Source organism: Calothrix sp. CBUCES-K 9914 (assembly GCF_059640475.1).
The window spans coordinates 1-10,798 of sequence record NZ_JBXXZH010000286.1 but is presented as its reverse complement, the minus strand read 5'-3'; the positions used below and the strand labels follow the sequence as shown (position 1 = coordinate 10,798).

Genomic DNA, 10,798 nt, shown 5'->3' with positions numbered 1-10,798 from the left:
CACGCGGCGCCTTGTGTCACTGGATAGATGTTCAAGGTGGTAAAATTAAGAACTACCAAATTATTACACCTGGTAACTGGAACATTGGACCGCGCGATAGTCAAGGAATGCGTGGTCCAATTGAAGAAGCGTTGATTGGTACTCCAGTTCAAGACCCTACTGACCCTATTGAAGTGGGACATGTCGCGCGTTCTTTTGACTCGTGTCTCGTTTGTACGGTTCATGCTCATGATGCTAAAACTGGTGAAGAATTAGCACGTTTTAGAACTGCATAACAATTTAGTTGTGTTGTCGCACAGGCATCCCTGCCTGTGCAATAACATATTTTTTACCACAGAGACCACGAGAGTTTAGTTTAAATATATACTCATAATAAAAATAAAAATCCGACTTTCGCTCAATATAAGTACTGAATTTAAGTAATTTAGCAATTAAATTATACTAATATAATATTCCTAAACCAGTTGTAAAATCTCCACATTGTAGAGACGCGATTTAATCGCCTCTCTACGACGATATAATTTTTACGATCTGTATACTCTGTGTCTTTATAGTAAATATTATCACATGACTGCACAGGTCGGGATACCTGTGCTACAACCAATCAAAGTACCCCTTGACAAATAAAATGATTTATACAGGTTTGCAAAAAATACAGAAAATGAAATTTGAATAGTTAAAAATGGATTTTGATATTGGGGCGGTTGCATCTGTAAAACAAAAAAGCCATTTAAACCACAATAATAAAGGAATGCTTGTGTCTAAATTAGAATTACATCCTTATCTTCCTCGCCTGTCGGATGAAGCACTTAAAGAATTTACTGAGTGGTGTGTGCTGGAACAAGCAAAGGAAGCTGGTTTTGAATTGGTAACTGACAATAGTAGATTACTTAACCTTGAACCACCATATTATATAGAGGAACTTGTAGACCAGTTTATACAAGCAACAAGAAATACTATTGAAGGAGGTATGGCTGCCCTAGCAGCAGGTAAGCAAGCAGATAGTCATGGACTACAAGGAATAGCAATTGTAGTTGATTTTATTTCGCTTTACATTAAATACTTAGTTCCCAAAGGACCAAAAAATCTTCTTACAGCCGATGAAAAACTAGCCCAAGCTGAACAAGAACAGTTCGATAAACTAGGCGAAATCGCTAAAAAATATAACGTTGATTTGAATACGTAAACGATGATGCATTACCTTAGTTAGTACATACAAATTACTTTGTTTGCTGTTTAAGTAGCATACAAAACACCCAACCTCGTGATACCATTCCCTGACAATCATTGGGGAATGGGCGACAATGGCTACAGTATGGTTAATTCGACATGGAGAAAGCGAAGCTAATTCGGGACTACCTACTGATGAACAGGTAAATATTAAGCTAACTGAGAAAGGGCACCAGCAAGCAAAACAAATTGCTGTATCATTTTCTCAGCAACCGGAGTTAATCGTCACTTCTCCATTCCTGCGAACTAAGCAAACGGCTCAACCCACTATCGAACGATTTCCTTCGACTCCACATACCGAGTGGCAAGTTCAGGAATTTAATTATTTGGCAACCGCGCGTCGTAAAAACACAACCCTTGCTGAACGAATTCCAATGGCTGAGGAATACTGGCAGCGTTGTGACCCTTTTTATATAGATGGGGAAGGCGCCGAATCATTTGCAGAAATGGTAAGTCGAGTAAATAACTTGGAAAGGCAAATTCTAAATCTTGATCAAGGATTTGTCGCTGTATTCACTCACGGAATGTTCATGCGAGCATTTTTATGGTCACTTTTGTTCAAAAGTTTTGAAGCGAGTGTTGAGAGTATGCAGCAAGTTAAGGTTTTACTCGATTTATTTAAAATTCCCAACGGCGCCATTTTAAAATTACATAGCCATAATCAAGAAATATGGCTAAGTGGGATACATACTTCACATTTAGTAGATTTAACTGCTCTAAGTAATGTTGATTAAATTACTGTCCTATGCTTGTAATAATCGGTTGCGGAAATTTTAACCGCAGTGATGATGCTGTTGGTGTTATAATTGCTCAACGTTTGCAGCACTATTTAGAGCAAAACCCCAATTCTAACGTGCGTGTATATGATTGTGGTACAGGTGGAATTGAGGTTATGTTTCTTGCTCGTGGTTGTACAAAGTTGATAATCATTGATGCAAGTTCAACTGGTTCCCAACCTGGCGCCGTATATAAAGTTCCCGGAGAAGAATTAGAGACACTACCAGCTCGTAGCTATAGCTTGCATGATTTTCGTTGGGATAATGCTATTGCCTCTGGGCGCCAAATTTTTCAATCGAGTTTTCCAACAGATGTAACAGTCTACTTAATCGAAGCAGCAAATCTAAATTTTGGGTGGGTGTTAAGTCCTGCCGTCCAAAGTGCAGCAAATATTGTGTTTGAGGAGATAGTTAATAGTTTATGTGAATAAAATATTCAGGATATTTAGTTAGGATATTTAGTTAGAAGACTTAGGCGCCTTCTTTATATTCTCTGTAAACTCCTAATTCATCAACACGCATTTCAAAAGGTAATCCTTGTCCTTCAGGTGGACAAACACGAATTTTTGCACTACTTACAACCTGCTTAAGTAATTTAGCCATAGGTACCATTTTTCGCAGTATTTGCCAATTAGTAATTTGGTCAGGACATTCAATTACTAAAGTTAAAACACCAGAAATTGTAGCTACATACCATCGACATGCTGACAGCAAATCTAAGATACTACGGTCACAACCGTTATAAAAATATTTACCTATTGAATGTTCAAGCTGTTGACGTAGGATAATGTCTGCTGATGTGAGTTGAACTGGATGCGAATCGTCTTGGTTAAAAAAGTTTCTTGCCATATCTTTCGTCTTGATGATTGGTGTTAGTTTTCAACTTATTTCTCTAACTAAAATTATTATATTTTCAGTGAATTGAACCGAGTTTTAACCACCTGGCAGCATGAAGTAGAATTCTATTCCTTTATAGCAGCGATGGTTTAGTACATTTTGTCCAACATAATCAATTCAATCAACAAAAATATATTTCTTACTTTAGGTAGATTGTCCTATTTTAGGAATTGTCTTTAAATAGTGGTAGGTTGTGTTGATGCACCTGAACATATAATAAATCCAATAATAGATATAAATCTAAAAAAAAAAGAGTCTAAATATACTATATATAGGTAATAAATAATTCCACCAAAGTTAATAGACGAATTTATATACAAGTACTAGATATATATTCGCAACTACTATTGAGACTTATTGACATCTGCACCCGTATTAATTTATTCTTTGACAACGGTATCAGCACCTTCTAAACATTGCTTCAATCAACACCACATGACTATTATCACTTGGCTTGTTTAAGCTGAGATTATCAAAATCTTTAATTATTAACCGTTGTTTCGTTGTTTCGCTTAATTTGCCCTAAATATCTTTATTTTATTTCTTTGCATTCGTACAATATGATACAATCAAGGTATTATTCGACACTTAAGCTTACAGTTATAGAGGCGCTTTAAGTAAAGCGTCTCTATATTACTCGAATAGACAGTGCATTATTTCAAATACCCGATGGAAGAAATACTCCAGTCGGATACCTTGAAAGAAAAGATTAATTAAACAGTTTGTTCAACTGGTGAACTGGTAGTAAACGTGCTTTCGTTTTGGTCAGCAAATAGTTCTCGTGCAGTTTTTTCTGGTTTAGGCGCCCCATAGTAACCAGCTTCAGATTCAAGTTCATCAACTAAGTCCCAAGCTTCGATGGCTCTTTTAGAGTTGGCGCCGTAGTTTGCAGAAATTGAGCGCGCGTCACTAACTGCTTTGTGAAGTTCTTTTTGTAAGAACATTAGTTTTGGTTTTTCGACGAAATTGCCTTTGGTAAGAATATCAGTGACGGAGATAATACCAAGAAGCTCACCTTGGATAACAGGAGCGCGTCGTATTCCTGTGTTTGCAAACAATCTTGCAACATACTCAAGGTCAAGGTCAGGATTGACGATGACACAAGGTTTGGTCATGATGTCGTAAATATGAGTTCTTTGAGGGTCTTTGCCATAGGCAACAAGTTTATATGCAATATCTGTTTCGGTGACAATTCCATAAGCATCACCATCATGACGAGGTTCTACAATTAAAGCGCGTAATCCCTTTAATCGCATAAGTTGAACTGCTTCTGCAACGTTCGCTGAACCGCGAATGGTGGCTACATCTTGGGTCATAATATGTTTAGCTCGCATAACTGTTGCTCCTTAAATGATGGTTAGTAAGCAAGTAAATTTAACTAAACAACTTTTGTTGCAACGCTCTCATTAAATTAAATTAAGAGACGTTTTAGTAAAACCTTGAGACAAAATCAAACTGCTATTTTAGAAATAGATAAATCGACGTAATGCCTACAAACACTGACTTTTACAGGAGACGATTTACGCAATATTATGAGATTTAACCGATGAGTTTATGCTTTGACTCCCTATTTATCAGTTTTATAGAGTGGCTCGATGTCAACCTAAACTCAACACTGATGAATTGAATTTCAGTTGTTTAGCTCCAACCTTGCTCACATTTTTATCCTATCACCAAATAAAATTTGAATCATAAATAATTTATGAATATTCGGCTGCTATCATAATTATTTTTTTGTGATCAATTCTTTAATAAATCATTACCAATAGCGTGAATAAATATTAAAACTTGCTCTAAATAAATATTGTATATATATCAAACTTTTTACAATTATTTACTACTATATATAATAATTATTATTATTGACATGGCACTTTCTGCGACAATTGCTGAAGGTCGTGGATATACAGCAAATTTCGTTTTCATGCGACACATGTAGAGACGTTACATGTAACGTCTCTACAACGTTTCGGATATTATGCATGTACCTCATATACCCAAAATTTGCTGTATTACCACCACTGAACGCGACCGTATTCTTGGATTAATGAGTCGAATTGGTCTTGCACTCGACCATCCTCTACTTGATGTTGAATTGCTTTGGCGTGCAACTCAGTCTATTACTTTGACTCGTGATGGTTTATTACGCGCTGCAATGCCTAGACCAATTGGCACCTGCCACTTTATGAATGACCTTGGTCGTGATGAAATAGAAGAAGCACTCGCCGAACATAAACGTTTATGTGCTGACTATCCACGCGCGGGTGCAGGTGTAAATCAATATATTATTGATTGTGCCGAATCTAATAACCTAACAACTGAATCTGTATTAGTTGGAAGAAGCTAATTATGTAAGGTGGGCAGTGCCCACCATACTCATCCGTTACATCCGTTGCAAGATTTGATGCGTGATTGGCAGACTGTCTACAATCATAGAAAGGCAGAAAAGTATCATGTAATAAATTGAATAAGTAAAAAGATTATGTGCAGTTTTTGGATTATTAGGGTTTTCTAACACTGCCCAGGCTTTTTGGAGAAAAACTGCTCCTAGGAAAAAAGCGGTAAAGATATAAAAAACACCCGTCATTTCTAATGGGTCATACATTAGAAATGTACAGAGAATTAATAAAACTGTGTAGGTAAAAATCTGGCGCCCAGTTTCAATATTTCCAGACACAGCAGGAAGCATCGGTATACCAGCTTTAGCGTAGTCGTCGCGGAGCATTAATGCGAGTGACCAACAGTGTGGTGGTGTCCACAAAAACAAAATCAAAAATATCCACCATGCTGTTTGTGTTAATGTACCTGTAACTGCCGCCCAACCCACTAAAGCCGGAATTCCACCTGCGGCGCCACCAATAACGATATTCAGTGGAGTACAGCGCTTGAGAAAATGCGTATAAACCACCACATAAAATACAATACCAAGGATTGCTAACAGTGCGCTTAATAAATTAACAAACGTTGTAAGCAAGTAAAACGAAACAGTAGCAAGCACAACACCAAAAATCAACGCATGAGTTGACTGTACTTTTCCTGAAGGTATTGGTCGATGTCGTGTCCGTTCCATTGAGTAATCAATATCGCTGTCATAAACGCAGTTCAGTGTTTGCGCGCTAGCAGATGCTAATGTACTACCAATTAGCGTCCAGAGTAACAGCATAAGATTGACTTTACCATTGCTTGCAATCCACATACTCGCAGCCGTCACCACTAACAGCAATGGGATAATACGTGGTTGTGTTAGCTCATAGTAACTTTGAATTACTTGCTGAATATTTCCATGTTCGCGCGCAATGCTGATGCGTACCATTTACTGATTCCTCATATACAAACAGCAATTTCTTATAATTCTTATTTTTATTAATACTTGGTTTTTCCCTAGCTCTATTAAATCTACCTAACAATTTAATAAATTGGAAACTATACACATGTAAAAATACCTAAATTTATTAATTTACTTTGTTTATGATATTGGCATAATCCCGCTTTAGAGTCCGAAGCATATACTTATACAACACAAAAGATTCAGTAACCTTATACATTTGATAAATAAACCCTATATAACATTAGAGGTGTGAGCTTTGTTCGTAGTAAGCACTTCAGTGCTTATCTTCATATAAATTTTTATTGTATAAATGCTAATGTATTCGACTAGATAAATAGTTAAAATAGCTACAAAATTAAAATATTAAACAAAAAAAGAGCATTAATTAAATAAAACTTATGTTATGATATATTTTAGTTATAGATAAATTATTTACTTAAAAACGAAAAAAAGTCACAGCTTATATCAAGCTATGACTTCAAAAAAAGCCAAAAACCGGGTTTCTTAGGTGATTACACGAATAGTTTATGCTAGGTAAGGTTCCTGATGGGTTTTGATAGTGCAATTAGAACGAGGGTAGGTAACGCAAAGCAGCGCGAAACCTTTAGACGTTTGCTCATCGTCCAAGAAAATTTGGTCGGACTGGTCCACTTCACCTTCAACTACCTTTCCAACACAGCTAGAGCAAGAACCAGAGTGGCAAGAAAAAGGTAATTCGATACCAGCTTCTTCGGCGCCATCTAAAATGGTAGTCTCTTCATCGACTTCGATAACTGTATCGAGTTCTTCTTTCTTGTTGATTAATCTGACTTGATAGGTAGCCATTTCACATGTTCCTCAGAGTAATAAAAAATTGGCAAGTTATATCCCTAGCGCGAGTAGCAAAAATATGCTACTAGCAAAGCAAGGGATGAGTGACTAGATAGTTTAATATCTATGGGTTATGTACAAGGTGTTCCCTTGGGAGTGCAATCACCTGCGCTGAATGACTTACCACAACTGCAAGTATTTGTTGCATTTGGATTTGTAAACTTGAAACCACTCTCCATTACGCCATCAACAAAATCGATTACCATTCCTTCTAATAACGGTGCGCTTTTGGCATCAAGGTAAATTAGCACATCACCTTGCAATAGAACGACATCATCGGGTTTGGGTGACGAAGTGACTTCCATTCCATATTCGTAACCATTACAACCACCATCTTTCGCTAATACACGGATACCTTTAGTTGGTGGCGCCTTTGTGTCAGGTGCAGAACCAAGTAAAAAAGAGCGTAACCGTGATTCTGCTTTTTCTGTCAAGGTAACAGCCATTAGTCCTCCTAGTTATTAGATAGTTCTTTTTTGCTTTAATTAGCGCTCGTGAGGAAAGCAACAGTTAATCAACGCTACAAATTGGTGCGGGGGATATCAGAATTACCTACACTTACTTACAATTGCTGGTAGTTTCAACTTGCTTAGAACTGGAATAGCGCCACGGTGCATTATTTCCGCATACTGGACATTCACGGTCGCGGTACGAACGTCGTTTTGCAAACTCCATTCTATTTAAGTCAATTGTCAACAGTTGTGATAATAACGGTTGACTAAACCCTGTAATTAACTTCACCGCTTCCAGTGCCGTTAAACATGCTAACGTTCCTGAAACGGCGCCGAGAACTGCAAACGCGCGCTTATCCCAAACAGGTTTTTCAGGGAACAGACACGATAAACAAGGAGTCACACCAGGAATAATGGTAGTTAGATAAGCCTCCATTCCATCCATTGCGGCTTCAACCATTGGCTTACGCCAGCGCACGCACGCTTCGTTGAGCAAATCGCGTTCTGCAAAATTGTGCGCGCAGTCGAGTGCCATATCAGCAGATTGCACTAACGAATCCACGTTGTCCGAGGTGATATAATCGAAGACCGCTTCTATTTGCACATCAGGATTGATAGCTTGGAGCGTTTCCTTCGCTTTGAGTACTCTTGGCTTATTGACCCAATCATCCGTCATTAAAACTTGACGGTTCATATCATCAAGCCGTAACTCACCACCCCGAACTAGAATCAGCTTTCCAACGCCTGCAACAGCCAGATATAATGCTGCTGTACCGCCTAAGCCTCCCACACCAGTAACAAGTACTGTGGCTGACTTGAGGCGCTTCTGTGCCATTTCGCCAAAGTTAGGAAGCATCATTTGGCGCCGATAACGTTCCAATTCGGTAGGCGTTAGGTCAATCACTTTGTACCTCCTAATCAGAAGTGATTTCTGTCAGCGTGACTACATTTTTAGGCTTCTGATTAAACACTTTGAACAGCTTTTGTTCTTGAGGTGTTGAGTCAAGAAAAACCTCATAAGCTTTATTCAATGCAGCGCTATATAAATCGAGTTTTTCAGCGAAGCTCAAACTCGGATTTTGTTCGTCTATTTCTTTAATGTATAAAGAAAACTTTTTCAAAATATGTAAACGATTAACATTTACAAGTTTTGAGTCGTAGGGAAGCTCAAAAAACTTAAAATATTCTTCCGCGTCAACGATTTGCTTAAAGGTTTCAAAATCTTTACTCATTTTCCCTCCATTTGCTTTAATTGTTGCTTCATTTCATCTAATTTCCGAAAAATCTCATATGTTTCTGCTGCAACGTCCATAAGTTGCTGGTAATTTGTTGGCAAACCTTCAGCTAAGTCATGTAAATCCATTTTCATTTGACCAGCTTTACTATTTAGGCGCCGAATTTGTGTCTTTAATTCTTCTACATCTACACTAGCTTGAGTCATCCACACCTCCATACTCAGCACTCAGCACTCAGCACTCAGCACTTTTTACTCTTAAAGTTTTCCGACTTCTGCGAATCGCTGCGCTATATCTACGGCTTTTACAACTAGCTTCTCGCCTTCTTCAGCAGTTTTTTCTAGGGAATCAAAACCAAAGCGATGAGCGTCGCGCATTGTTTTACGAATTAGGATGAGATGACCTGCGAAGACTAATATCCAGCCAAAACCTTCATGATTTATATCAACAACGACTTGCGATAAAAATCCTGTTTCTTTTTCAATACAAGCAGCAGCCGCACGATAGAATGCATTAATCCGACTAATAGTCATCGGGTCAACATCACCATCAACAGGTATCTCGCGCTTTTTCGGTTTACTAACTATATAAGGTTTTAGCAGTAATTCATCTGACCAACTACGGTAAACACCATAGGTATCTTGACCGCGAATCTGTTGTGCAATAGCTTGTAGAAATGGTGAGTTTTTAACTTCAAAGGTACTATCTGGTTTAACGCTATTTGTATCGCTCATACAACTGTTTCCTCTTCTAAGTCATCCTCAAAGCTAGTTGGTTTTTGCTGTAATGCTTTGCGTAACCAAGGTGGTGGGCTGCCTTTTAGAGTTAGTACTAATTTATCTAATATGTCGTCGATTTTATCGTCATCTGATTTGGCTTTAACTGGTGTTACACCCTTTTTAATCAATTTTGCTGCGGCAGTTCCACCAATAGCAGAAACATATACTATTGTACAGTCGTATAGTGCCTCAAGTTTTGGTGTAACTTTATCTTCGTTACCGTCCTGTTTTAGTTCTCCTTCAAATTTCAGTGTTTCGATAAATTCATATCCATTATCTGAAATTTCGTAGACATCTATTTCTTTTGCCCATCCAAAGTGAGCATTAATATGAACATGGTCACTTGTTGTAAAAGCAATCTTCATTGGCAACCTCATTATATCAATTACATTTCGTAACTTAATTCTCTGGCTTTTCTTTCTTCTGTTTCTAGCAAGATATTGCCAATGTCGAATAAAATATCCATTGTGCCTTTGTAACCAATTTTTGTAACTTGACCGTTGCCTAGACGGTCATAAATTGGAATTCCTTGACGATATAATGGAATTCCTAAACGTCTAGCAACATTTCCTGCATGGGAGTTACCAATTAATAAATCGGAACCTGTTGCTAGTTGTTCAAAGTCTTCATAGTCTCCAATAACTACTTTTTCAATTGGTAGGTTCTCTAAAAGTGGAGAACGTGTTGTAGTTACTGCTGCTTGAATTTCTGCCCCCATTGACTGTAAGAACAGAACTGTTGACCACAACAAATCTGGCTCTAATGCTAAAGATATACGTTTGCGCCCAAAATAAAAGTGCGTGTCTAACATCGCATCTTGTAATTGGCGCCGTTGCCATCTAAATTTATCTGGTACACTAAGTCCACTTAAGTCAGATAGTGCCTGCATAAATTCATCGACAGGTTGCAAACCAGTTAATTCGGTAAAAACTTCATAGGGAATTTGAAAACGTTCTTCTAATATAGATGCTGCGGTACGTGTACTTTCACCTAATGCCAAAGTAAAAGCAGAACTTCCAATTTTTCGCAGTTCTTCTACAGTTGTACCACCAACGGTAATTGGACTCCAAGAATCAGCCAAATGTCCATCCATCGAAGCTGATAAGTCGGGTACAACAATAGGTACTAATCCAAACTCAGTAACAATATCTTTAACTTGTTGAATATCACCGGGTGTAAACGCCGAACTCGCTAAAATATTAACTTGTTGTGGTATTGTTCTTCCTGGTTG

General features: G+C 37.8%; 15 protein-coding genes and 1 pseudogene. 5 read left to right on the top strand and 11 right to left on the bottom strand.

Annotation, left to right across the window (positions count from 1 at the left end):
- From AC2JBO_RS38090 to AC2JBO_RS38075, 4 genes are all read left to right on the top strand, one after another.
- Positions 1-275 (top strand): nickel-dependent hydrogenase large subunit (locus AC2JBO_RS38090; protein ID WP_496958830.1); only part of this gene is annotated, 275 nt, incomplete at its 5' end.
- A gap of 482 nt (positions 276-757) precedes the next feature.
- Positions 758-1,186: a hypothetical protein gene (locus AC2JBO_RS38085; RefSeq protein ID WP_496958831.1), complete on the top strand. Its 429-nt coding sequence runs from the start codon at positions 758-760 to the stop codon at positions 1,184-1,186.
- Positions 1,187-1,304: 118 nt separating this feature from the next.
- On the top strand, positions 1,305-1,964 hold the full coding sequence (locus AC2JBO_RS38080; RefSeq protein WP_496958829.1) for a histidine phosphatase family protein: 660 nt from the start codon (positions 1,305-1,307) through the stop codon (positions 1,962-1,964).
- A gap of 11 nt (positions 1,965-1,975) precedes the next feature.
- The gene (locus AC2JBO_RS38075; protein ID WP_496958828.1) at positions 1,976-2,437 is read left to right on the top strand and encodes a hydrogenase maturation protease; all 462 of its coding nucleotides are present in this window, start codon (positions 1,976-1,978) and stop codon (positions 2,435-2,437) included.
- A 40-nt stretch (positions 2,438-2,477) separates the two neighbouring features.
- Here the strand turns inward: AC2JBO_RS38075 and AC2JBO_RS38070 are convergent, their stop codons facing one another.
- Positions 2,478-2,855: a hypothetical protein gene (locus tag AC2JBO_RS38070; RefSeq protein WP_496958827.1), complete on the bottom strand. Its 378-nt coding sequence runs from the start codon at positions 2,853-2,855 to the stop codon at positions 2,478-2,480.
- A 761-nt stretch (positions 2,856-3,616) separates the two neighbouring features.
- Complete coding sequence (locus AC2JBO_RS38065) at positions 3,617-4,237, bottom strand: CBS domain-containing protein (protein ID WP_496958826.1); 621 nt, start codon at positions 4,235-4,237, stop codon at positions 3,617-3,619.
- 677 nt (positions 4,238-4,914) lie between these two features.
- Here AC2JBO_RS38065 and AC2JBO_RS38060 point away from each other — a divergent pair.
- Positions 4,915-5,250, top strand: a pseudogene (locus AC2JBO_RS38060) (3-dehydroquinate synthase); the annotation flags it as partial.
- A 36-nt stretch (positions 5,251-5,286) separates the two neighbouring features.
- Here AC2JBO_RS38060 and AC2JBO_RS38055 read toward each other — a convergent pair.
- The 9 genes from AC2JBO_RS38055 to nifN form a co-directional block, all read right to left on the bottom strand.
- On the bottom strand, positions 5,287-6,216 hold the full coding sequence (locus AC2JBO_RS38055; RefSeq protein WP_496958825.1) for a heme o synthase: 930 nt from the start codon (positions 6,214-6,216) through the stop codon (positions 5,287-5,289).
- Between the two features lie 540 nt (positions 6,217-6,756).
- Entirely contained in the window at positions 6,757-7,056 is a 300-nt protein-coding gene (locus tag AC2JBO_RS38050; RefSeq protein ID WP_496958824.1) for a 2Fe-2S iron-sulfur cluster-binding protein, read from the bottom strand.
- A 116-nt stretch (positions 7,057-7,172) separates the two neighbouring features.
- The gene (locus AC2JBO_RS38045) at positions 7,173-7,547 is read right to left on the bottom strand and encodes a HesB/IscA family protein (RefSeq protein ID WP_496958823.1); all 375 of its coding nucleotides are present in this window, start codon (positions 7,545-7,547) and stop codon (positions 7,173-7,175) included.
- A 112-nt stretch (positions 7,548-7,659) separates the two neighbouring features.
- Positions 7,660-8,457 carry a HesA/MoeB/ThiF family protein gene (locus AC2JBO_RS38040; RefSeq protein WP_496958822.1) on the bottom strand — a complete coding sequence of 266 codons (798 nt, stop codon included), beginning with the start codon at positions 8,455-8,457 and terminating at the stop codon, positions 7,660-7,662.
- Between the two features lie 10 nt (positions 8,458-8,467).
- On the bottom strand, positions 8,468-8,785 hold the full coding sequence (gene nifW / locus AC2JBO_RS38035; protein ID WP_496958821.1) for a nitrogenase-stabilizing/protective protein NifW: 318 nt from the start codon (positions 8,783-8,785) through the stop codon (positions 8,468-8,470).
- Entirely contained in the window at positions 8,782-8,994 is a 213-nt protein-coding gene (locus AC2JBO_RS38030) for a CCE_0567 family metalloprotein (RefSeq protein WP_019490235.1), read from the bottom strand. Before AC2JBO_RS38030 ends, nifW begins: the two co-directional genes overlap by 4 nt.
- A 51-nt stretch (positions 8,995-9,045) precedes the next feature.
- Positions 9,046-9,522 (bottom strand): NifX-associated nitrogen fixation protein, encoded by a 477-nt coding sequence (locus tag AC2JBO_RS38025; protein ID WP_496958820.1) that lies wholly within the window; start codon positions 9,520-9,522, stop codon positions 9,046-9,048.
- Positions 9,519-9,932 (bottom strand): nitrogen fixation protein NifX, encoded by a 414-nt coding sequence (nifX, locus tag AC2JBO_RS38020; RefSeq protein WP_496958819.1) that lies wholly within the window; start codon positions 9,930-9,932, stop codon positions 9,519-9,521. Before nifX ends, AC2JBO_RS38025 begins: the two co-directional genes overlap by 4 nt.
- 20 nt (positions 9,933-9,952) lie before the next feature.
- The coding region (gene nifN, locus AC2JBO_RS38015; RefSeq protein WP_496958818.1) for a nitrogenase iron-molybdenum cofactor biosynthesis protein NifN at positions 9,953-10,798 on the bottom strand (846 nt) is incomplete at its 5' end.

Bases quoted from the DNA above. Each gene is read 5' to 3' on its own strand.
- AC2JBO_RS38080 (WP_496958829.1), top strand. From the start codon at position 1,305: ATGGCTACAGTATGGTTAATTCGACATGGAGAAAGCGAAGCTAATTCG.
- AC2JBO_RS38075 (WP_496958828.1), top strand. From the start codon at position 1,976: ATGCTTGTAATAATCGGTTGCGGAAATTTTAACCGCAGTGATGATGCT.
- AC2JBO_RS38070 (WP_496958827.1), bottom strand. From the start codon at position 2,855: ATGGCAAGAAACTTTTTTAACCAAGACGATTCGCATCCAGTTCAACTC.
- AC2JBO_RS38065 (WP_496958826.1), bottom strand. From the start codon at position 4,237: ATGCGAGCTAAACATATTATGACCCAAGATGTAGCCACCATTCGCGGT.
- AC2JBO_RS38055 (WP_496958825.1), bottom strand. From the start codon at position 6,216: ATGGTACGCATCAGCATTGCGCGCGAACATGGAAATATTCAGCAAGTA.
- AC2JBO_RS38050 (WP_496958824.1), bottom strand. From the start codon at position 7,056: ATGGCTACCTATCAAGTCAGATTAATCAACAAGAAAGAAGAACTCGAT.
- AC2JBO_RS38045 (WP_496958823.1), bottom strand. From the start codon at position 7,547: ATGGCTGTTACCTTGACAGAAAAAGCAGAATCACGGTTACGCTCTTTT.
- nifW (WP_496958821.1), bottom strand. From the start codon at position 8,785: ATGAGTAAAGATTTTGAAACCTTTAAGCAAATCGTTGACGCGGAAGAA.
- AC2JBO_RS38030 (WP_019490235.1), bottom strand. From the start codon at position 8,994: ATGACTCAAGCTAGTGTAGATGTAGAAGAATTAAAGACACAAATTCGG.
- AC2JBO_RS38025 (WP_496958820.1), bottom strand. From the start codon at position 9,522: ATGAGCGATACAAATAGCGTTAAACCAGATAGTACCTTTGAAGTTAAA.
- nifX (WP_496958819.1), bottom strand. From the start codon at position 9,932: ATGAAGATTGCTTTTACAACAAGTGACCATGTTCATATTAATGCTCAC.